We start from the raw sequence: 22,042 nt of genomic DNA, 5'->3' as shown, positions 1-22,042 counted from the left end.
ACGTCAGCCCGCCGCGAGGTGCGGCATGAGGTCCAGGCGCTCCAGGATGACGCCCTCGCGCAGTGCCCAGGGGCAGATCTCCAGCTCCGGCAGGTCGAACACGTCCATGCAGGCCTCCGCGACCAGCGCGCCGGGCACGATCTGGTGGGCCCGGCTCGGCGAGACGCCGGGCAGCCCGGCGAGGTCGGCGGGTGCGGTCCGGACCAGCTCACCGATCCGTTCGCGCAGGTCGTCGAGCCGCAGCGTCCGCGGCACGAGCGGCCCGTCCCCCGCGGGCGCGGCGCCGCAGATCCGGGCGAGCGACCGGAAGGTCTTCGAGGTCGCGGCCGCGCGGTCGGGGCGGCCGGAGCGCAGCAGGTCGCCGGCGTTGCGCGCGATGTCGGCGCGCAGGTCCCGGCGCAGGGCGCGCAGCGCCCCGGCGTCGGGCGCCGTGCCGAAGTGCGTGCGGGCCAGGCGCGCCGCCCCGAGCGGGAGCGACCACGCGGCGTCCGGCGCCTCGTCGGCGCCGCCGGCGATCTCCAGGGAGCCGCCGCCGATGTCGAAGACGGCGAGCCGCCCGGCCGACCAGCCGAACCACCGGCGCACCGCGAGGAACGTGAGCCGGGCCTCGTCCGCGCCGCTGAGCACCTCCAGGAGCACCCCGGTGCGCTCCTGCACGGTCCGCAGCACCTCCTCGGCGTTCACCGACTCGCGCACGGCGGACGTCGCGAACGCCAGCGTCTCCGCGCAGCCCCGGTCCTCCGCGACGCGCACGGCCTGCGCGGTGAACCCCACGAGGGCCTCCACGCCCGCCGGGCCCACGGCGCCGGCGTCGTCCAGGTGCTCCGCGAGCCGCAGCGGCTCCTTGTACGACGACGCGGGCAGCGGCGCGGCGCCCCCGTGGGCGTCGACCACCAGCAGGTGACCCGTGTTGGAACCGATGTCGAGGACGCCCAGACGCATGGACCGAACGCTACCCGGCGTCCTGCGGGGGACGGGGTCCGGTCCACCGGTCCGCGAGCGCCTCCGCGCCGCGGGCCAGGAGCGCGACGTCGGCCCCGACGAGCACGAACGACGCGCCGTCGTCCAGGTAGGCCTGGGCGACGGCGGGGTCGAAGGCGTTGACGCCCACGGGCTTGCCGGCGCTGCGCACGGCCTCGAAGGTGCGGTGCACCGCCGCGGTGACGGCGGGGTGGGTCTGCTGCCCGAGCACGCCCATCGACGCGGCCAGGTCGGAGGGGCCCACGAAGACGCCGTCCACCCCGTCGACGCCGGCGATGCGCGCCGCGTTCTCGACGCCCTCGACGGACTCGACCTGCACGAACAGCGAGACGTGCCGGTCGGCGTCGGCCAGGTAGTTCTCGACGCGGTTCCAGCGCGCGCCGCGGGACAGGGCGCTGCCGACGCCGCGCACGCCGCGCGGCGGGTAGCGCACGGCCCGGACCACGTCGTGGGCCTGCTCGGCGGTGTCGACCATGGGCACCAGCACGTTCTGGGCGCCCAGGTCGAGGAGCTGCTTGAGCACCACGGGGTCGCCCGACGGCGCCCGCACCACCGGGGTGACCGGGTACGGGGCGACCGCCTGGAGCAGGGCCGTCGTGGTCTCCAGGCCGATCGGCGAGTGCTCGCCGTCGATCAGCAGCCAGTCCAGGCCGCCGCCCGCGCAGATCTCGGCCACCACGGGGCTGCCGGAGCACACCCACATGCCGGCCAGCGGCCGGCCTGCGGCCTCGATGCGGTCGCGGAACGTGGGCGGGAGGGTCAGACGAATCGGCACGAGACGGTCCCCAGCTCTCGGTAGTCGGCCAGCACGGTGTCCCCCGGCTCCACCCACATCGGCCGCGTGAAGGAGCCGGCCAGGACGATCTCGCCGGGCTCCAGCGCCGCGCCGTGCCGGGCGAGCTTGTTGGCGAGCCAGGCGACGCCGGCCGCGGGGTGGTTCAGCACGGCGGCGGCGACGCCCGACTCCTCGATGACCTCGTTGCGGTACAGGAGCGCGGCGACCCAGCGCAGGTCGGTCTCTCCCACCCGCACCGGGTTGCCGCCGTAGACCATGCCGCCCATCGCGGCGTTGTCGCTGATCGTGTCGACGATGGTGCGGCCGGCCAGCTCGATGCGCGAGGACAGGATCTCCAGCGCGGGCACCACGTACTCGGTGGCTCGCAGCACGTCGAACACCGTGGCGTCCGGCCCGGCCACGCGCTGGTTCAGCACGAAGGCGAGCTCCACCTCGACCCGCACGTTCGAGAACCGGGCGTGCTCGATCACCGAACCGTTCTCGAACACCATGTCGGCGAAGATCGCGCCGTAGTCCGGCTCGGTGATGCCGGTAGCCGCCTGCATGACCTTCGACGTGAGCCCGATCTTGCGGCCCACCGGGCGGCGTCCGGCCTCGATGCCGCGCCGCCGCCAGGTGTTCTGCACGGCGTAGGAGTCCTCGATGGTCATGCCGGGGTAGCGCGCCGTCAGGAGCGGCACCGTGGCGCGCTCGGCGTCCGCGCGGGCCAGCTCGTCGGCGATCGCGGTGACCGTCGTGTCGTCGAGCGTGCGGCCGTCCGCCTGGCCCGTCACAGCTGGTGCCCCAGCTTGTACTCGCCCTGCTTCCAGGAGGGCAGCGCATCGGCGTCGTCCTCCGGGCGCGTGTACGAGAACCCGTCCGCGCCGATCGTCACGGCCATCTCCGAGGTGTCGGTGCGGGCGACGACCGGCTGCGGCACGCCGTCCAGGTCCAGCACGAGCGACGCCTCGGTGTACCAGGAGGGCACCACGGGGTTGCCCCACCAGTCGCGGCGCTGGTTGTCGTGCACGTCCCAGGTGACCACGGGGTTGTCGGGGTCGCCCGTCCAGTAGTCCTGCGTGTAGATCTCCACGCGGTGCCCGTCCGGGTCGCGCAGGTACAGGTAGAAGGCGTTGGACACGCCGTGCCGCCCGGGCCCGCGCTCGATGCGGTCGCTCAGGCGCAGCGCGCCGAGCTTGTCGCAGATCGCGATGATGTTGTGCTTCTCGTGCGTGGCGAAGGCGACGTGGTGCATGCGCGGACCGTCGCCGCCGGTCATCGCGGTGTCGTGCACCGTGGGCTTGCGGCGCAGCCACGCGGCGTAGGTGGTGCCCTCGGCGTCCTGGATGTCCTCGGTGACGCGGAAGCCGAGGTCCTCCATGAACCGCACCGCGCGCGGCACGTCCGGGGTGACCTGGTTGAAGTGGTCCAGCCGGACCAGCGCGCCCGGGGTGTGCAGGTCGTAGCGCCAGGCGAGGCGCTCGACGTGCTCCACGTCGTAGAAGAACTCGTACGGGAACCCGAGCGGGTCCACGACGCGCACCGAGTCGCCGATGCCCCGGGTGAAGCCCTCCGGGGCGCGCCGCACCTCGCAGCCGAGCTCCGTGTAGAACGCGACGGCCCGGTCCAGCTCCTGCGGGCTGCGCACCCGGTAGGAGAAGGCGGCGACGGCGGCCACCGGCCCCTGCCGCAGCACGAGGTTGTGGTGGATGAACTCCTCGATGCTGCGCAGGTAGACCGCCTCGGCGTCCTCCTCGGTGACCACCAGGCCGAGCACGTCGACGTAGAAGTTCCGGGAGGCGGCCAGGTCGGTGACCACGAGCTCCATGTACGCGCAGCGCAGGATGTCCGGCGGTGGCGCCACGGGGGTGGGGATCGATTCAGGCATCGCGTCAGGCTCCCTTGCCGAACGTGGGGTGGTGCGCCGCGCCGAGCGTGACGTGCACGGCCTGCTGGTGGGTGTAGAAGTCGATCGAGCGGTAGCCGCCCTCGTGCCCGAGGCCGGAGGCCTTGACCCCGCCGAACGGCGTGCGGAGGTCGCGCACGTTGTTCGAGTTGAGCCAGACCATGCCCGCCTCGATCGCCTGGCTGAAGGTGTGCGCGCGCCGCAGGTCGTTCGTCCACACGTAGGCGGCCAGCCCGTAGCGCACGCCGTTGGCCAGCGCGAGCGCCTCCTCGTCGCTGTCGAACGGCGTGATCGCCACGACCGGGCCGAAGATCTCCTCCTGGAAGATCCGGGCCGACGGCGGCACGTCCGCGAAGACGGTCGGCGCCACGTAGTTACCGGTCTCCAGGCCTTCCGGGCGCCCGCCGCCCGCCACGAGGCGGCCCTCGCCCTTGCCGATCTCCACGTAGCCCATCACCTTGGCGAAGTGCTCGGGATGCACCAGCGCGCCCACCTCGGTGGCTGGGTCCTGCGGGTCGCCCACCACCACGCGCTTCGCCCGGTCCGCGTACCGCTCCACGAACTCGTCGTAGACCGCGCGCTCCACGAGGATGCGGCTGCCCGCGGTGCAGCGCTCGCCGTTGAGCGAGAAGACGCCGAAGATCGTCGCGTCGATCGCGGCGTCCAGGTCGGCGTCGGCGAAGACGACGGCGGGCGACTTGCCGCCCAGCTCCATCGACAGGCCCTTGAGGTGCGGCGCGGCGTTGGCGAAGATCTGCTCGCCGGTGCGGCTCTCCCCCGTGAACGAGATGAGCGGCACGTCGGGGTGCCTGACGAGCGCGTCGCCCGCCTCCTCGCCGAGGCCGTTGACCAGGTTGAACACGCCCTGCGGCAGCCCCGCTTCCTCGAAGATCCCCGCCCACAGCGACGCCGACAGCGGCGTGAACTCGGCGGGCTTGAGCACCACCGTGTTGCCGGTGGCCAGCGCGGGCCCGAGCTTCCAGGACTCCAGCATGAACGGCGTGTTCCACGGCGTGATGAGGCCCGCGACGCCGATCGGCTTGCGGTTGACGTAGTTGAGCTGGCGGCCGGGCACCTTGAACGCGTCGTCCGCCTGGGCCACGACCAGGTCGGCGAAGAACCGGAAGTTCTCGGCGGCCCGCCGGGCCTGGCCCAGCGCCTGGGTGATGGGCAGGCCGGAGTCGAAGCTCTCCAGCTCCGCCAGCCGCGCGTCGCGGGACTCGACGAGGTCGGCGATCCGGTGCAGCACCCGCGAGCGCTCGCGAGGCAGCATCCGGGGCCACGGCCCGTCGGTGAACGCCGTGCGCGCGGCGGCGACGGCGCGGTCGACGTCGGCGGCCTGCCCCGCCGCCGCGCGCACGTAGACCTCGTTGGACACGGGGTCGAGCACGTCGAACGTGCCGCCGTCGAGCGAGTCGACGAGCGCGCCGCCGATGTAGTGCTGGATGCGGCCCGGCAGGTCGGCGGGCACGTGGCGGGTGGGGAGGTCGGTCACGGTGTCTCCGGGGGTCGGGTCGGGTGGCGCGCGGCGCCGTCGCCGCGCGAGTCGAGGAAGGCCTGCATGGTGGCCCAGCGGTGGTCGCGCGCGGCGATCTCGATCTCGAGCGGGTCGGCGCGGCGCGCGATCAGGTCGAGGATGTGGGCGTGCTCGGCCACGGAGTCGTGTGCCCGGCCGGGCACGAACGCGAACGTGGAGTCCCGCAGTCCGGAGAGCTGCGCCCAGCCGCGGTGCACCATGTCCAGCAGCAGCGCGTTGGGGCACGACTCGAACAGCACCGAGTGGAACTGCCGGTTCAGGGCCGTGAACGCGTGCGGGTCGAAGTGGTCGAGCAGGGCGCGCAGCCGGTCGTTGACCTCGGCGGCCCGGTCGAGGTCCGCGGCGGAGATCGCGGGGGCCGAGAGGCCGGTCGCGGCGCCCTCGACCACGCCGAGGGCCTGCATGGCCTCGACGTAGCCCCGCTCGTCGATCATCGCGACGCGCGCCCCGACGTTGCGCTCGAACGTCACCAGGCCCTCGGCCTCCAGCCGCCGGATGGCCTCGCGCACGGGGACGACGCTCATGGCGAGCTCGTCGGCGATGGTGCGCAGCACCAGCCGGTAGCCCGGCCCGAGGTCGCGGCGCGCGATCCGGTCGCGCAGGTAGGTGTAGGCGACCTGGGACTTGCTGATCTCGCCGGCGAGCGCGGCCTCCACGGCCGAGCCGGCCACGCCGTCGAGCGTCATCGGGAAGCCCGCCATTCCTCGTAGCGCGCCCGCCACGCCGCGTCCGGCGGGAACAGCCCGTCGATCGGGTGCCCCGCGGCGACCTGCTGCGCCACCCAGGCGTCCTGCTCCTCCTGGGCGACGGTCGCGGCGGCGACCTCGGCGACCAGGTGCGGCGGGATGACGACGACGCCGTCCGCGTCGCCCACCACGACGTCGCCGGGCAGCACGGTGGCGCCGCCGCAGGCCACGGCCACGTCGGTGTCCCAGGGCACGTGCCGGCGGCCGAGCACCGCGGGGTGCGGCCCGCGGCTGAAGACGGGCAGTCCCGTGGCGGCGACGGCGTCGACGTCGCGCACGCCGCCGTCGGTGACCACGCCCGCGGCCCCCCGCACCTGCGCGCGCAGCGCGAGGACGTCGCCGAGGGTGGCCGCACCGGTCTCGCCGCGCGCCTCGATGACGATCACCTCGCCGGGACCGACGGTGTCGAACATGCGCTTCTGCGCGTTGTAGCCACCGCCGTGGGCGGCGAACAGGTCTTCCCGGTTCGGGACGAAGCGCAGCGTCCGGGCGCGGCCGACGATCGTGGCGCCCGGCACGGTGGGCCGCACGCCCTCGACGATCACGTTGTCCAGGCCGCGCCTGCGGAGCTGGGCGGAGAGCCCCGCGACCGGCGCGCGGCGTAGCAGGTCGAGCAGCTCGTCGGTCAGCACGAACGGCTCGGGCACGGGGCCCAGACCCGCCGCCTCCCGGCTGCCCCACGCGTCGGCCCGCTGGGCGTCGTCCACCCGGGGCCCCGCGCCGACGTCGGTGAACGGCACCTCGCCCTGCACCACCGTGGTCACCAGGCGGCCCGACGTCGGCGCGCCGGGCGCCGTCGGGGCGTCGACCTCGACCTCGACCACGTCGCCGGGCACCACGACGCTGGACCCCGCGGGCGTGCCCGTCAGGATCACGTCGCCGCGCTCCAGCGTGAGGTGCTGGGACAGGTCGGCCACGATCTGCGCGAACGGGAACAGCAGGGCGCCCGGGCCCGTGGTGTCGTCCTGCACGAGCGAGCCGTTGACCCAGGTGCGCAGGCGCAGCCCGGCCGGGTCGACCGCGCGCGCGTCGATCAGCCAGGGGCCGAGCGGCGTGTACCCGTCGCGCCCCTTGGAGCGCACGTTGGAACCCTTGTCGGCCCAGCGCAGGTCGTAGACGCCCAGGTCGTTCGCCGCGGTGACCGCGGCGACGTGGTCCCAGGCGTCCTCGACGGTCACGTGCCGGGCGGGCTCGCCGATCACCAGCGCCACCTCGCCCTCGAACGCGAGCAGCTCGGTGCCCGCGGGCCGCTCGACCACGCCCCCGCTCACGCCGAGCGAGCTGGCGGGCTTCAGGAAGTACGAGGGGGCGGCGGGCCGCCGTCCGCGCTGGTCGGCACGGGAGGCGTACGCGAGGTGGACGGCGACGATCTTGCCCGGCCGGACGTCGAGAGGCGTCGGCGCCTGCGCTGCGGTACCCATGAGCTCCCTTGCTCTCTGGTGCTTCGTATCACAGATCGTATATGGTCTGGAGGGGCCCGGCAACGTCGCCGACCACGGGCAGAACGGACGAACGATGCAGTTCCACCACCACGGCTACGTGACCGGAGACCCGCGCGTGCAGCCGGCCGCCGGGTACGGCATCGACCGGCCCGCCGAGCTGCCGGACGAGGTCGACGTCCTGATCGTCGGCAGCGGGCCCGCGGGCATGATCGCGGCGGCGCAGCTCGCGCAGTTCCCCGGCATCCGCACACACGTGGTGGAGCGGCGGGCCGGGCGCCTGGAGATGGGCCAGGCCGACGGCATCCAGGCGCGCAGCGTCGAGACGTTCCAGGCGTTCGGGTTCGCCGAGCGGATCACCGCCGAGGCCTACCGCATCACCGAGATGGCGTTCTGGAAGCCGGACCCCGCCGACCCGCACAAGATCGCGCGCGCCGCCGTGCCGCCCGACGACCCCGACGGGATCAGCGAGTTCCCGCACCTGATCGTCAACCAGGCCCGGGTGCTGGACTACTTCGCCGAGGTTGCGGCCCTGGCGCCCGCCCGCGTGACCCCCGACCACGGCCTGGAGGTCACCGGCCTCACGGTCCCCGAGGCGCCCGGCGAGCCCGTCGCCGTGACCCTGCGGCACACGGCCGGACCGCACGAGGGCGCCGAGCGCACCGTGCGCGCGGGCTACGTGATCGGGGCCGACGGCGCGCACAGCGCCGTCCGGCAGGCCATCGGCCGCAAGCCGGTGGGCGACAGGGCCAACCACGCCTGGGGCGTGATGGACGTGCTGGCCGTGACCGACTTCCCGGACGTGCGTACCAAGTGCGCCATCCAGTCGCACGACGGCGGGTCCATCCTGCTCATCCCCCGCGAGGGCGGATTCCTGGCCCGCTGGTACGTCGACCTCGGCGAGGTGCCGCCCGGCGAGGGCGCCCGTGTCCGCGCCACCACGCTGGACGAGATCATCGCGCGCGCGAACCGCATCCTGCACCCCTACGCGCTGGACGTGAAGGACGTGCCCTGGCACAGCGTCTACGAGGTGGGCCACCGCGTCACCGACGGGTTCGACGACGTGCCCGCCGACCAGGCCGGCGCCCGCACACCGCGGGTGTTCCTGACCGGCGACGCCTGCCACACGCACAGCGCCAAGGCCGGGCAGGGCATGAACGTGTCCATGCAGGACGGGTGGAACATCGCCTGGAAGCTGGCGCACGTGCTCACCGGCCGGGCCCCCGAGTCGCTGCTGGCCACGTACTCGGCCGAGCGGCAGGTCGTGGCGCAGGACCTCATCGACTTCGACCGCGAGTGGTCGCGGCTCATGGCCACGCCGCCCGAGGACCTGCCCGACCCGACGTATCTCGAGGACTTCTACGTCAAGACCGCCGAGTTCCCGTGCGGGTTCATGACGCAGTACCAGCCGTCCATGATCGTGGCCGACGCCGCGCACCAGGGGCTCGCCACGGGCTTCCCCGTCGGCAAGCGGTTCAAGTCGGCGCCCGTCGAGCGCGTGGCCGAGGGCAACCCCGCCCACCTGGGCCACCACGCCCGCGCCGACGGGCGGTGGCGTGTCTACGCGTTCGCCGACGCCGCCACCCCCGGCGAGCCCTCGGCGCTGCGGGACTGGGCGCAGTGGCTGGGCACCGCACCCGGCTCGCCCCTGCTGCGGCACACCCCGGCCGACGACGACCCGGACGCCGTGCTCGACGTCAAGGTCGTCTACCAGCAGGACCACTTCGGGGTCGAGTTCGCCGACGTACCCGAGGTGTTCCGGCCGCGGGTCGGCCCGTTCGGCCTGGTCGACCACGAGAAGGTCTACGCGACCGACCCGGCCCAGGACATCTTCGACCTGCGCGGCATCGACCGCGGCGGCGCCGTCGTCGTGGTGCGGCCGGACCAGTACGTGGCCGCCGTCCTGCCCCTGACCGCCACCGCCGACCTGGCCGCCTTCTTCGCGAAGGCCCTGCTGCCTCGGCACACCACGATCACCCCGGAGAACGCCTGACCCAGCGAGCGGGTCCGCTCGGGGTCGTCCCGGCCGCGCTCGTGGAGCGCGCGGCGCCGACGAACGAGAACACGTTCCGTTCGACCAGCTCCTGCGGGTGAATTCGTTCATTCATGGACGAAAAAATCACGATTTGCTTTCTTTATAGGCCGATTTCCGGTAGGTATGCGGGCGCCGCCACTTCCCGTGGCCTTCTGCCTCTGCCGTCGCACGACCCATGTCGACGGCCTGAACTGGGAGAAAGCATGAGAACACCCTCACCCCGTGCGTTGCGGCGCACGGTGGCCGCGATTCCCGTCCTCGCGCTCACCGTCGCCGGGCTCGCCGCGACCGGAGGCACGACGACGGCATCGGCCACCGACAGCGATGCGTCCACCATCGAGAGCTCCGAGCACTACATCAACTACGCCGACGTCGCGACACAGCCCGAGATCGACGACGACGTCGAGATCACGGCCGACGGCAGCACCATCGTCCATCGGGCCAAGGCCAAGAACGGTGTGGGCGTGGACGCCTCCGTCCAGGCCGCCTCGGACGAGATCGACGAGAAGTACGCCGGCGGCAACCCCGCGGCGGCACACAAGCTGGCGGAGCTCGAGAACGAGGCCGTCGTCACCGGCTCCAGCCCCAGGGAGATCAAGCACTCGCGCTACAAGCGTGCTCCGCAGACCCAGGAGGCCAAGCTCCTGACCATCCTGGTCGAGTTCGACGAGAACGCGAACGACGACTTCACCGACCAGATGGTCCCCACCTACTGGGGCTCCTCGGAGTGCATGCCGGGCAACGTCCAGAACGGCCCGCTGCACAACAACATCCCGAACCCGGCCGACGCGTCGCAGCCGGACAACAACTCGATGTGGGTCCCGGACTTCTCGTCCGAGCACTTCGACAAGATGCTCTTCACCGACCGGGGCATCACCCAGCGTGTCCGCACGGACCTTCGTGGACCGGACGGCAGGCGGGGAATCGACATCTCCGGCTACACCATGAAGAACATGTACGAGGAGATGTCGCGCGGCGCCTACACCGTCTCGGGTGAGGCCACGCCGTGGGTCACGGTGCCGCACTCCGAGGGGTACTACGGCGCGCAGCGCTGCTTCCAGAACGACGAGGGCGAGTGGGAGGCCGGCGCCTACCAGTCCATGAACGGCCACCCCGACAACCCGCTCGGAGCAGGTCAGCTGCCCATCGACGCAGTGGCGGCGCTCGCCGAGCTGCAGCCCGACTTCCCGTGGGCCGACTACGACATCGAGGACCAGGCCGACCGTGACGACGACGGCAACGTCTACGAGCCGGACGGCGTGATCGACCACGTGGTGCTCGTCCACGCGGGTGAGGACAAGTCGGGCGGCGGTGGCGAACAGGGCACCTACGCCATCTGGGCCCACTCGTCGGCCGTCGCGGGCGGCGCCGACATCCCGGGCACCGACCTGAAGCTCTCCAACTACATCGTGCAGCCGGAGGACTCCGGTGTCGGCGTGTTCGCCCACGAGTACGGCCACGACCTGGGCCTGCCCGACCTGTACGACACGGGCAGCGGCGGCAACTCCGACGTCGACTTCTGGGACCTGATGAGCTCCGGCTCGCACGCGGGCCCCATCTTCCAGTCGATGCCCACGCACATGGGCATCTGGGACAAGTGGGTGCTGGGCTGGGTGGACCCGGTGGAGGTGAACCCGGGAGACGACCGGACCACCGTCAGGGTGGGCCAGGCGTCCCGCCCGCTGAAGGGCACCGAGGACGGGGTCAAGGTCAACCTGCCCGACAAGGAGATCACGCTCGGCACACCGCACAGCGGCGAGAACATGTGGTATTCCGGCGCCGACCAGGACTGGGCAGACGTGCGGCTGTCGCGCACCATCGAGGTCCCGGCCGACGCCACGTTCTCCTTCTGGGCCGACTACGTCATCGAGGAGGACTGGGACTACGGCTTCGTCGAGGTCTCGACCGACGGCGGCACCACCTGGGCGGAGCAGAAGGTCGTCGACGACGCGGGCGTCGAGATCACCACACCGGACGGGTACGCGGACCCGAACGGCCGCATGGCCGACTTCGGCGACAAGAAGTACGGCCTGACCGGCTCCACCGACAGCTGGGCCCACCTCAACGTGGACCTGTCGCAGTTCGCCGGGACCACGGTGGACGTCCGGCTGCGCTACGCCACGGACGCCGCCTTCCAGGAGCGCGGATGGTTCTCCGACGACTTCGAGCTCACGAGCGGTGACACGGTCGTGTGGAGCGACGACGTGGAGACGGCGGACGCGGGCTGGACCACCGAGGCGACGACGTTCGTCGACACGACCGGTGCCGGCTGGCACACCACCTCCGGCTCGTCGGTCCAGGCGCAGTACTACCTGGTCGAGTGGCGGAACCTGGACGGCTTCGACAAGGGCCTGAAGTACGGGTACGACTCCACGTACGCGGCTCCGCAGACCGACGCGTGGAAGGTCGAGAAGGTCGCGTACAACGCACCAGGCATGCTCGTCTGGTATCGCGACACCACGTACGGCAACGCCAACCTCGTGCTGAGCAACCTGTCGGCGCTCCCGAGCACCGGGCCGAAGGGCGGCCTCCTGCTGGTGGACAGCCACTTCGACCCGCTGCGCCGCGACGACTCGGCCACGCCGGACACGTCCGTGCTGAAGAACATCCCGTCCCGCGCGCAGTCGTCGAACGTGGCGTTCGGCCTCAGGCCGACGTACCCGTTCACCGAGTGCATCACGGGTACGGACACCACGAAGGAGTTCTGCACGGACTTCCCGGCCCAGGCGCCGGTGCGCACGTTCACCGACGACCACGGCTGGTACCCCGGCCTCGAGCTGAACGACAACGAGAGCCTGTACTACCGGGACAACGACGCGTCGACAGTGGTGCCGTCCGTCGACAACTCGCCCTACACGGTGCGGATGGTCGACGAGCGCGGACAGCTCCTGCCGGAGCTGTTCGGGCAGGACTTCGGCATCGGCGCCGTCACGGGCACCGGGGACCCGGAGGACGACGGCGTCGGCTACGGCACCGTGATCCACCTCAAGAAGGCGTTCAAGGGCAACACCTCGGCCCTCATCCAGATCACGCCGCCCCTCTCGGGGCAGTGACCTCACGGCATTGATCCTGCCGTCCGGACGGGGACCATCCCCGTCCGGACGGCAGGAGGGCCCCGCCGCGTGGATATACTCCACATCGTCAAGGCGGACAGCACCGACAGCACCGCCTGCGCTCGAAAAAGGGGCGCGCGACGGGCCCTCGGCCGGGCCCGCACGGGACACATACGGACTGCACCACTCATCCGTCACTGTTTCCCTGGAGGCCCTGTGCCCACCGTGTCCGCACACGTCGCCCGTACCGTCGCCCGCCACGTCGACCACGTCTTCGGCGTGATGGGGAACGGCAACGCCTGGTTCCTCGACGCGCTCGAACGCTCCACGACCGCGCGGTTCACCGCCGTGCGCCACGAGGCCGGCGGCGTGGTCGCGGCCGACGCCCACTTCCGCGCGTCAGGCCGCATCGCGGCCGCCACCGCCACCTACGGGGCCGGCTTCACCAACGCGCTGACCGCGCTCGCCGAGGCCGCCCAGGCCCGGGTGCCGCTGGTGCTGCTCACGGGCGACGAGCCGACGTCGGGCCCGCGCCCGTGGGACGTGGACCAGATCGCGCTCGCGGCCGCCGTCGGCGCGCGCACCTACACGGTGGGCCGCGCGGACGCCGCCGCCACCAGCGTGATCGCCATCGAGCACTCCCTGACCTACCGGGTCCCCGTGGTGCTCGCGATCCCCTACGACGTCGCCGCCCTCGACGCCGGGCCGATCCCGGACGCACCCGAGCCCGTGCTCCCCCGGCCGCTGGCCCCGGCCGGCCCGTTCGACGCCGCCGCCATCACCGACCTGGCCCGCCACCTGGCCGAGGCCGAGCGCCCCCTGCTGCTCGCGGGCCGCGGCGCCTGGCTCGCCGGGGCCGGCGGCGCGCTCGGCGAGCTCGCCGAGACCACCGGGGCGCTGACCACCACGACGGCCCTGGGCCGCGGCGTCTTCCCCGACGGCCGGTACGACCTCGGCGTCGCGGGCGGCTTCGGCGCGCAGGGGGCGATGGACCTGGTCCGCGAGGCCGACGTCGCCGTCGTGCTCGGCGCCTCCCTCAACCAGTTCACGATGCGGTTCGGCGAGCTGTTCGCGCCCGGCACCCGCGTGGTCCAGGTCGACATCGCGCCCGCCGCCACGCACCGGCACGTCGGCGGGTTCGTGCGCGGCGACGCCGCCCTCGTGGCCCGTTCCCTGGTGGACGAGCTGCACGCCCTGGGCGCCAAGCCCTCCGGCTGGCGCGAGACGGTCGACGTCGCCGCGGCCCGCACCTATGACACCGGCCCCGCCGACGGGATCGCGCCCGACGGGCGCCTCGACCCCCGCACCGTCGCGCACCGACTCGCCGGCCTGCTGCCCGCCGACCGCGTGGTCGTCTCCGACGGCGGGCACTTCATCGGCTGGGCCAACATGTACTGGCCCGTCGCCTCCCCCGACCGCATGGTCATGGTCGGCACCGCCTACCAGTCCATCGGGCTCGGCTTCCCCAGCGTCGCGGGCGCCGCCGCCGCGCTGCCCGACGCCGCCGTCGTCCTCACCACCGGCGACGGCGGCGGGCTGATGGCGCTCGCCGACCTGGAGACCGCCGTGCGCACCGCGCGCGGCCGCGGCATCGCCGTCGTCTGGAACGACGCCGCCTACGGCGCGGAGGTGCACGTCTACGGGCGGCAGGGCATCACCGAGGAGCCCATGCTCATCCCCGAGGCGGACTTCGCGGCGCTCGCCCGGGCCGTGGGCGCCGAGGGCGTGATCGTGCGCTCGATGGCCGACCTGGAGCGGGTGGCGGCCTGGGCCGCCGAGCCCGTCGCCGACCGGCGGTTCCTGCTCCTGGACTGCCGCGTGTCGGGGTCCGTCGTCGCGCCGTACCAGGAGGAGATCCTGCGCGCGAACCGCACCCGATAGCGCCCTGACCTCGGTGGACGGGACCAAGGTCCCGCCCCGGCGGGCACGGCGACCCTGCCGGCGGTGACGGTCCGGCGAGAGGGTGGAGACAGACGCCGGAAAACTCCGACGCTGTCACCGGGAGGACATCATGAGTTCCGTCAGCCACTCCGCTTCGTCGGCGCACGGACCGGTAGCGCGCGAGCAGGCCGCCGTCGCCACGCACGTCACGAGCGAGGCCGTCGCCCGGTACGCCTTCGCGGGCGTCCGGCTGCTGCTGGCGTTCGAGTTCCTCTGGGCCTTCGGCGACAAGCTCTTCGGCTGGGGCCGCGCGACCCCGGCCGAGGGCGCCTGGCTCAACGGAGGCTCACCCACGGAGGGCTACCTCGGCAGCATCGAGGGCACCTTCGCCGGGTTCTTCAACTCCATGGCGGGCATCGCCGTCTTCGACTGGCTGTTCATGCTCGCCCTGCTCGGCATCGGCCTCGCGCTGGCGCTGGGCATCGGCATGCGGATCGCAGCCGGGGCCGGCCTGGTCCTGCTGATGCTCATGTGGCTGGCGTCATTGCCGCTGGAGAACAACCTGTTCGTCGACTACCACCTGGTCGACGCGGTGCTGCTCATCGGCCTGGCCGCCTTCCTGGCCGGTGACACCGCAGGCCTCGGCAAGTGGTGGTCGCAGCGCCACATGGTGCAGCGCTTCCCCGCGCTGCGGTGACGGCGGACCCCGCGGTGCCCGTCCCGGCCGCGACCGGGACGGGCACCGCGGCTACGGTGGGGCACATGGACGTGCGCGTGTTCCTCGTGGACGACCACGAGGTGGTCCGCCGCGGCGTGGCCGACATGTTGGAGTCCGAGCCGGGCGTGCGCGTCGTGGGCGAGGCCGGGACCGCGCGGGAGGCGCTGGCCCGGGTGCCCGCCGCCGAGCCCGACGTCGTGGTCCTGGACGTGCGGCTGCCCGACGGTGACGGCATCACGGTCTGCCGGGAGCTGCGCTCCCGCATGCCCGACCTGGCCTGCCTCATGCTCACCTCGTTCGCCGACGACGAGGCCCTCTACGACGCTATCCTCGCCGGGGCCGCCGGCTACGTGCTCAAGCAGGTACGGGGCACCGACCTGGTCAAGGCAGTGCTGACCGTCGCCGCCGGCGGCTCGATGCTGGACCCCCGCGCCACGGCACGCGTCATGGAGCGGCTCCGGGCGGAGGCCCAGCACGAGCCCGACCCGCTCGCCCAGCTCACCGACCAGGAGCGGCGCATCCTGGCGCTCATCGGCCACGGCCTGACCAACCGGCAGATCGGGAGTGAGCTGTTCCTCGCCGAGAAGACGGTCAAGAACTACGTCTCCAGCATCTTCGCCAAGCTCGGCCTCGAACGGAGGGCCCAGGCCGCCGTGCTCGCCGACCGGCTGGAGCAGGACAAGCGCCAGCACCCGTGACGGACGCCCGGGACGTCGTCAGGGCTCCAGCGTGCCGTCCCGCGGCAGCGGCACCCGCCACTCCAGGCGGGTGCCGCTCTGCAGGGCGGCCGGGTCCACCGGCATGACGACGAGCAGGCCCCCGGACTCCGCGGCGCGCCGGGCGAGGTTGAGCAGTCCGCTGCGGGTCGCGTCGGCCGGGATGCCCACGCCGTCGTCGCTCACCGTGAGCACGACGTCGTCCTCGACGGCGAGGAGGACCTCCGCCCGGGACGCGTGCGCGTGCCGGGTGATGTTCGACAGGGCCTCCCGCAGGACTGCGACGACGTGCTCGGCGATGTCGGGCGGGACCAGGGTGTCGACCGCCCCCTCGAACCGCAGCCGGGCACTGAACCCGAGCCCGGCCGCCGTGGCGTCGACCTCCGTGATCACGCGGGAGCGCAGACCCACCCGCCGGGCGCGCGCGTCGCCGGGCTGATCCCCCGGCTGCAGCCGGTAGATCGTGGTGCGCACCAGCGAGATGGTCTCGTCCACCTCGTCGACCGCCTTGGCCAGGTGCTCCGCCACCTCCGGGGACGCACCCCGGGCCACGCGCTGGAGCGACAAGCCCGTCGCATAGAGCCGCTGGATGGCCAGGTCGTGCAGGTCGCGCGCGATGCGCTCGCGGTCGCGCATCAGGGCGACCCGTTCGGCGCCGGCACGGCCCTCCGCCAGCTCCAGGGCGACGGCGGCCTGCGCGGCGAACGCGCCCAACGCCTCCACCACCACCGGAGAGAACGGAGGCCGGCCCTGGATCCGGCCGGCGGCCAGGACGCCTCGGGCGCTGCCCGGCTGCCCGAGCGGCCAGACGGCGAGGGGGCCGAGGCGGCCCGGCAGGTCCAGTGCCAGGCTGGCCCGCTCGTCGACGGTCGCGTCGTCGGTCACCACCGGCACGCCCGTACGAAGCGTGAGGGTGGCGAAGGTGCCGTCGGCGGCGAGCACCGATCCCACCTGCGCCTCGGCGTCCAGCCCGGAGGCCGACTGGAGCACCAGCCGGCCGCTCACCGGGTCGGGGAGCGCGATCACCGTCACGTCGGCGTCGGCCACCTCCTGCGCCTCGCTGCCGACCAGGGTCAGCACGTCGCTCGGGGAGGAACCGGTCATGACGTGGCGCGATATCCGGTCGTTCGCGCGCGCCCAGCGTTCCCGCAGCCGGGCGACGTCGTACAGGCGGGCGTTCTCCACCGCCACGCTCGCCGCCGCGGCGAGCGCCTCCAGCACCCGCTCGTCCTCACGGGTGAACTCGCCCCCGCCGCGCTTGTCCGTGAGGTAGAGGTTGCCGAACGGTGAGCCGTGCACCCGCAGGGGCATGCCGACGAAGGTACGCATCGGCGGATGGTGGGCGGGGAACCCCACCGAGGCGCTGTGCGCGGACAGCTCTCGCAGCCGCAGCGGCACGGGGTGGCGGATCATCTCCCCGAGCACGCCCCGGCCGGTGGGGTACGCGCCGATCGCCGCCACCTCGCCGTCGGTCATCCCGACCGTGAGGAACCTGGCGATCTGGTTGTCGGCGCCCAGCAGCCCGAGGGCGCCGTACCGGGCGTCCACGAGCGAGACGGCGGCCTCGACGATGCGGTGCAGCAAGGACTCGAGGTCCAGGCCGCGGGCGAGCCCGACGACCGCCTCGAGCAGCACGTCGGTACGGTCGCGCGGAGTGCTCGTCGGGTCCATCGGCACCTCCCGGGGGTCCATCGGCACCTCCCAGGAGCCACGCTAGCGCGCGGGCACGCGTGCCGGCACTCGGGACCTTGGTCCCGGGGCCCCGGGGCCTCCCGGCTCTGCCGGGCCACCGCCCACGGCTGGTGTGCTGGGGGTGAGAACTGGACGTGCGACGTGTGAGGAGCAGGACGATGAGCATCACCTGGTACCGGGGCATCGCGGTCGGCGTGGACGGCTCGGAGGAGAGCCTGTCCGCGCTGGACTGGGCGGCCCACGCGGCCGACGTGCACGAGGCGCGCCTGACGGTCGTGGCCACCCATGCCACGCCGGCCACGCCCGTCCCCGGGTTCGGCGACTCGACCCGGGACAACCGCGACGAGGCCTTCCGCGCCGCGCGGGCGGCGCGCGCCCGGCTCGGCGAGCGCCGGCCGGGCGGCCGAGACGTCGAGGTGGTCGTGCTGCCCGGCACCGCGGCGCACGTGCTGAGCCAGCGGTCGCGGACCTGCGACCTCGTGGTGGTGGGCCGCCGAGGCCTGGACGCGCTGGACCGGATGCTGCTCGGCTCCACGTCGTCGGCGCTGGCGGCGTCGTCCCCGGGGGCCGTCGTGGTGGTGCCGACGGGTGCGACGACCGGCGACCCCCGGCGGATCCGCGTGGGCATCGCCCGGGACGACGAACCGGACGTCCTGGGTACGGGGTTCGCCGAGGCCGCCGCACGCGGCTGCCCGCTGGAGGTGGTGCACGTGACGGGCACGGACCCGATCAGCTCCGTGCTGTACCAGGCGGACCCCGTCGCCGCGACGTGGCACGAGGCGGCCCGGGCCGAGGTCGCCGACCAGGTGGCCCGGTGGTCGGAGAAGTACCCGCAGGTCACCTGGACGACGGCGATCCGGCGCGGCGACCCGGCGGGCACGCTGCTCGAGGACCTGGCCCCGGACGACCTCGTCGTCATGGGCGGGCGACGGCACCCCACGGTCCTGGGCCGCATGCTGCGCAGCGTGCCCGACGCCGTGCTGCGGGCCGCGCCGTGCCCCGTCCTGGTGGTGCACGCCCGTCGCCCTGTGAGGTGACCGGCGGGCACGCCCGGGCAGCGGAAAAGCGCACGTTTGCGGGAGGTCTTGTCATGGCCTACCGGATCGGCGCGGCGCGGCCGTAGCGTCAGCACCGTGAGAGCACGAGCTGGGGCCGTCGTCTGCGCGGCCGCGTTGCTGTTGACCGCCTGCTCCCCGGGCGGGAGGACGTGGCCCGAGGTGCTGGAGCGGGACTACCCGCCCGCGCCGGCACAGCGGGTACCCGGGTCCGGCGAGAGCGGCGGGTCCGGCCCCGGGGCCTCCGCCGGGGACGGGAGCGACGCCGTCCCGGTCGCCGACCTGGCCGACCCGGAGTGGCTGCGCGACACCGCGGAGCGCACGGGGATCCCGCGGCGGGCGCTGGCCGCCTACGCCGGGGCGTCGCTCCGGCTGGCCGAGACGCTCCCGGAGTGCGGCCTCGGCTGGAACACGCTCGCGGGCATCGGCGCGGTGGAGTCGATCCACGGCAGCTACCTCGGGGCGAGCACGGATGCCGACGGGCTGGTGAGCCCGCCGATCATCGGCATCGCGCTGGACGGCAGCGAGGGGGTCATGGAGATCCTCGACACCGACGAGGGCGAGCTCGACGGCGACGTGCGGTGGGACCGCGCCGTCGGCCCGATGCAGTTCATCCCCACCACCTGGAGCGACCACGCGCAGGACGGGAACCTGGACGGCCGGGCCGACCCGCACCAGATCGACGACGCGGTGCTGACCGCCGCGTACTACCTGTGCGCGAGCGGCGGCGACGTGACCACCGACGACGGCTGGACGGCCGCGCTGGCCGCCTACAACCGCTCGGTGTCCTACGCCCACGACGTCGCGGACCTCGCCACGTCCTACGGCGCGGAGCCTGCCGACGGCACGGAACCGGGCGCCTAGCGGCTCGGCGCGGGCGGCAGGTCGCGGCCGATCAGGCGGACGATCGCCAGCTCCGTGGCCGGCGCCATGTCGACCGAGCCGGGCTCCAGCAGCCACTGGAGCTGCAGGCCGTCCATGGTCGCGACGATCACCCGGGCGGTCGTCGCGGTGTCGACGTCGTCCGCCACCTCGCCCCGGCCCCGGGCCTCGTCCAGCGCCTCGACCACCAGGGCGAGCAGCCCCTGGTACCGGTCGCGGAAGTAGTCCTGCGCGGGGTGCTCCGCCGTCACGCTCTCCGCCGCGAGCACGGTGTAGAGCCGCACGATCCCCTCGCGCTCGGTGTTGCGGCGCGTGGTCTCGACGAGGTGGCGCAGGAACGCCAGGCCGCGGGGGCGCTCGTTGCCGAGCTCCTCGATGTCGGTCGAGTCGCGCAGGTCGAGCACGCCGGTGAGCAGCCCGGCCTTGGACGAGAAGTAGTGCAGCACGCCCGCCTGGGTGAGCCCGACCCGCGCCGAGATCTCCGCGAGCGACGCGCTCTGGTACCCGCGCTCCGCGAACGTCTCCATGGCGATGCGCAGGATCTCCGCCCGGCGCTCCGCGGGCGGACGCCGCGTCCTGGCGCCCCCGGCTTCTCGTGTCATCCGAGGGAGTCTACGGGTACGTGGATCCACTACCTACCGAGTGCTTGGTAGGTAGGAGTAGGGTGGCGCCCACATTCCACCCACCGAGGGAGTCGCAATGACGCGCACCACCCGCACCGGGCACCTCCGGACGGCGCTCGCCACGCTGAGCGTGCTGGCCGTCGGCGCCGTCGGCATCGGACCGGCCGCCGGCTCCGCCGCCGCCGCCCCGACCAGCGCACACGTCTGGGTCACCGCCGCCGACGGCAGCCGCAAGCTGACCGACGGTGGCACCATCACGTTCGACACCGGCCCGCAGGCCACCGACATCCGGGTCAGCCCGGGCCAGGTCGCCCAGCGCTTCACCGGCGCCGGCGCGTCGGTCACCGAGGCGTCCGCCGCGCTGATCAGCGGCCTGCCCGCCGGCACCCGCGACACACTGCTGCGGTCGCTGTTCTCCCGTGCCGGCGACGGTATCGGACTCAACTACCTGCGCCAGCCGCTCGGCAGCACGGACTTCAACTCCGGCGGCTTCTACACCTACGAGGACACGCCCGGGCAGTTCAGCATCGCGCGGGACCAGCAGCAGATCCTGCCCGTGCTGCGGCAGGCCCTGGCGATCAACCCGAACATCCGGTTCATGGGCAGCCCGTGGTCCCCGCCGGCCTGGATGAAGTCCGGCGGCTCGCTGAACGGCGGCAGCCTGCGCGCCGAGAACTACGACGAGTACGCCGACTACCTGGTGCGCACGATCCAGGCGTACGCGCAGCAGGGCGTGACGCTGAGCGACCTCACGGTGGCGAACGAGCCGCTCTTCGCCACGAGCTACCCGTCCCTGAGCATGTCGGCGGCCGAGCAGGCGCAGTTCCTCCGGGTGCTCGACGCCCGGCTGACCAGCGCCGGGCTGGGCACGCAGATCTTCGCCTACGACCACAACTGGGACCGGCCCGACTACCCGCTGGAGGTCTTCTCCGGCACGCAGGGCACCTCCCGGGTCGTCGGCGCCGCCTTCCACTGCTACGGCGGCTCCCCCGAGGCGCAGGCCCAGGTGGTCGCGGCGGGCAAGCGCGTGTACTTCACCGAGTGCTCCGGCACCGACAGCGACAACGCGGCGAACACCTTCGGGGACACCCTGGTCTGGCACGCGGAGAACCTCGTGGTGCGCAACATGCGCAACGGCGGGGAGACGACGATCAACTGGAACCTCGCGCTCGACCAGAACGGCGGCCCGCACCAGGGGCACTGCGGCACCCGCTGCAACGGCGTCGTCGAGATCGCGGGCGGCACCGTCACGCGCAACGCCGAGTTCTACGTGCTGGGCCACCTCACCAAGTTCGTCGACGCCGGCGCCCGCCGTATCGGCTCCACCAGCGAGCAGTCCGGCGGCCTGCAGAACGTGGTCCTCCAGAACCCGGACGGCACGCGTGTGGCGTACGTCGTGAACGCCTCCTCCGCCAGCCGCACGTTCTCGATCACGGACGAGGGTCGCTCGCTGACCCACACCCTGCCGGGGCGCGCGGTGGCCACGTACACCTGGGACCCGCAGACGACCACCACCCCGGCCGACCCGGACCCGGCCTCCTGGTACCAGGTCAGCCCGACGGCGAGCGGCAAGTGCCTCGACGCCGCCGACTGGGGCACCGCCGACGGCACCGGCCTGCAGCAGTGGGCCTGCGGCGCCGCCGGCCAGGCGAACCAGCGCTGGCGCTTCACGCCCACCTCGGGCGGCTGGTACCAGGTGGCCAACCAGCACGCCGGCAAGGTCTGGGACGTGGCCGGCGGCCCGGGTGCCGTGCCCGACGGAACCGCGGTGCACCTGTGGTCGTACGTGGGTGGCACCAACCAGCAGTGGCGGCCGACGACGACGGGTGGCGGCGTCACCTTCACCGCCCGGCACAGCGGCGCCTGCCTCACGCTCGGCTCCGCGACCGGCGCCGACGGGACCCGGTTCACGCAGCAGCCGTGCACCGGCTCCGCGGCGCAGACCTTCCGGCTCACCCGGGTCGGCTGACCGGCGCCGGGAACGAGCGGTCCCGACGACCGGT

General features: G+C 73.3%; 17 protein-coding genes. 8 read left to right on the top strand and 9 right to left on the bottom strand.

The window, feature by feature from the left end; genetic code table 11:
- Positions 1 to 3: 3 nt before the first annotated feature.
- From ACIPN7_RS17795 to ACIPN7_RS17765, 7 genes are read right to left on the bottom strand one after another with little or no spacing between them, the layout of a single operon-like run.
- Positions 4 to 942: a Ppx/GppA family phosphatase gene (locus ACIPN7_RS17795; protein WP_400544959.1), complete on the bottom strand. Its 939-nt coding sequence runs from the start codon at positions 940 to 942 to the stop codon at positions 4 to 6.
- A gap of 10 nt (positions 943 to 952) precedes the next feature.
- Positions 953 to 1,756 carry an HpcH/HpaI aldolase/citrate lyase family protein gene (locus ACIPN7_RS17790; protein WP_400544956.1) on the bottom strand — a complete coding sequence of 268 codons (804 nt, stop codon included), beginning with the start codon at positions 1,754 to 1,756 and terminating at the stop codon, positions 953 to 955.
- A complete protein-coding gene (gene hpaH, locus ACIPN7_RS17785) occupies positions 1,741 to 2,550 on the bottom strand; it encodes a 2-oxo-hept-4-ene-1,7-dioate hydratase (RefSeq protein WP_400544953.1) in 810 nt (269 codons plus the stop codon). The genes ACIPN7_RS17790 and hpaH overlap by 16 nt, the downstream gene beginning before the upstream one ends.
- A complete protein-coding gene (gene hpaD / locus ACIPN7_RS17780; RefSeq protein WP_400544950.1) occupies positions 2,547 to 3,644 on the bottom strand; it encodes a 3,4-dihydroxyphenylacetate 2,3-dioxygenase in 1,098 nt (365 codons plus the stop codon). The genes hpaH and hpaD overlap by 4 nt, the downstream gene beginning before the upstream one ends.
- A gap of 4 nt (positions 3,645 to 3,648) precedes the next feature.
- Positions 3,649 to 5,157, bottom strand: a complete 1,509-nt coding sequence (hpaE, locus tag ACIPN7_RS17775) for a 5-carboxymethyl-2-hydroxymuconate semialdehyde dehydrogenase (protein WP_400544947.1) — start codon at positions 5,155 to 5,157, stop codon at positions 3,649 to 3,651.
- On the bottom strand, positions 5,154 to 5,885 hold the full coding sequence (locus ACIPN7_RS17770) for a GntR family transcriptional regulator (RefSeq protein ID WP_400544945.1): 732 nt from the start codon (positions 5,883 to 5,885) through the stop codon (positions 5,154 to 5,156). Before ACIPN7_RS17770 ends, hpaE begins: the two co-directional genes overlap by 4 nt.
- Entirely contained in the window at positions 5,882 to 7,366 is a 1,485-nt protein-coding gene (locus ACIPN7_RS17765) for a fumarylacetoacetate hydrolase family protein (protein ID WP_400544943.1), read from the bottom strand. Before ACIPN7_RS17765 ends, ACIPN7_RS17770 begins: the two co-directional genes overlap by 4 nt.
- A 94-nt stretch (positions 7,367 to 7,460) precedes the next feature.
- Between ACIPN7_RS17765 and ACIPN7_RS17760 the strand changes: the two genes are divergently transcribed.
- The 5 genes from ACIPN7_RS17760 to ACIPN7_RS17740 all read left to right on the top strand — a co-directional run bounded on the left by ACIPN7_RS17760 (position 7,461) and on the right by ACIPN7_RS17740 (position 15,769).
- On the top strand, positions 7,461 to 9,377 hold the full coding sequence (locus ACIPN7_RS17760; protein WP_400544941.1) for an FAD-binding monooxygenase: 1,917 nt from the start codon (positions 7,461 to 7,463) through the stop codon (positions 9,375 to 9,377).
- A gap of 245 nt (positions 9,378 to 9,622) precedes the next feature.
- A complete protein-coding gene (locus ACIPN7_RS17755; RefSeq protein ID WP_400544940.1) occupies positions 9,623 to 12,472 on the top strand; it encodes an immune inhibitor A domain-containing protein in 2,850 nt (949 codons plus the stop codon).
- A 216-nt stretch (positions 12,473 to 12,688) separates the two neighbouring features.
- Positions 12,689 to 14,353 (top strand): thiamine pyrophosphate-binding protein, encoded by a 1,665-nt coding sequence (locus ACIPN7_RS17750; RefSeq protein ID WP_400544939.1) that lies wholly within the window; start codon positions 12,689 to 12,691, stop codon positions 14,351 to 14,353.
- A gap of 130 nt (positions 14,354 to 14,483) precedes the next feature.
- Positions 14,484 to 15,050 (top strand): hypothetical protein, encoded by a 567-nt coding sequence (locus ACIPN7_RS17745; protein ID WP_400544937.1) that lies wholly within the window; start codon positions 14,484 to 14,486, stop codon positions 15,048 to 15,050.
- Between the two features lie 65 nt (positions 15,051 to 15,115).
- The gene (locus ACIPN7_RS17740; protein ID WP_400544935.1) at positions 15,116 to 15,769 is read left to right on the top strand and encodes a response regulator; all 654 of its coding nucleotides are present in this window, start codon (positions 15,116 to 15,118) and stop codon (positions 15,767 to 15,769) included.
- Between the two features lie 18 nt (positions 15,770 to 15,787).
- On the opposite strand, the gene ACIPN7_RS17735 is transcribed toward ACIPN7_RS17740, so the two are convergent.
- Entirely contained in the window at positions 15,788 to 17,479 is a 1,692-nt protein-coding gene (locus tag ACIPN7_RS17735) for a GAF domain-containing protein (RefSeq protein WP_400544933.1), read from the bottom strand.
- 158 nt (positions 17,480 to 17,637) lie between these two features.
- On the opposite strand from ACIPN7_RS17735, the gene ACIPN7_RS17730 reads away from it, so the two are divergent.
- Both ACIPN7_RS17730 and ACIPN7_RS17725 read left to right on the top strand, forming a co-directional pair.
- Positions 17,638 to 18,516 (top strand): universal stress protein, encoded by an 879-nt coding sequence (locus ACIPN7_RS17730; protein ID WP_400544931.1) that lies wholly within the window; start codon positions 17,638 to 17,640, stop codon positions 18,514 to 18,516.
- Between the two features lie 96 nt (positions 18,517 to 18,612).
- The gene (locus ACIPN7_RS17725; protein WP_400544929.1) at positions 18,613 to 19,398 is read left to right on the top strand and encodes a lytic transglycosylase domain-containing protein; all 786 of its coding nucleotides are present in this window, start codon (positions 18,613 to 18,615) and stop codon (positions 19,396 to 19,398) included.
- Here the strand turns inward: ACIPN7_RS17725 and ACIPN7_RS17720 are convergent.
- Positions 19,395 to 20,018 carry a TetR family transcriptional regulator gene (locus ACIPN7_RS17720; RefSeq protein ID WP_400544927.1) on the bottom strand — a complete coding sequence of 208 codons (624 nt, stop codon included), beginning with the start codon at positions 20,016 to 20,018 and terminating at the stop codon, positions 19,395 to 19,397. The two genes, ACIPN7_RS17725 and ACIPN7_RS17720, sit on opposite strands and share 4 nt — an antisense overlap.
- A gap of 97 nt (positions 20,019 to 20,115) precedes the next feature.
- Between ACIPN7_RS17720 and ACIPN7_RS17715 the strand changes: the two genes are divergently transcribed.
- Positions 20,116 to 22,008 carry an RICIN domain-containing protein gene (locus ACIPN7_RS17715; protein ID WP_400544922.1) on the top strand — a complete coding sequence of 631 codons (1,893 nt, stop codon included), beginning with the start codon at positions 20,116 to 20,118 and terminating at the stop codon, positions 22,006 to 22,008.
- The last annotated feature ends 34 nt before the right edge of the window (positions 22,009 to 22,042 follow it).

Origin of the sequence: Promicromonospora sp. NPDC090134 (assembly GCF_044746965.1) — a bacterium.
GTDB lineage: Bacteria > Actinomycetota > Actinomycetes > Actinomycetales > Cellulomonadaceae > Promicromonospora.
The sequence above is the reverse complement of the archived record's forward strand: the minus strand, read 5'-3'. Positions and strand labels throughout refer to the sequence as shown.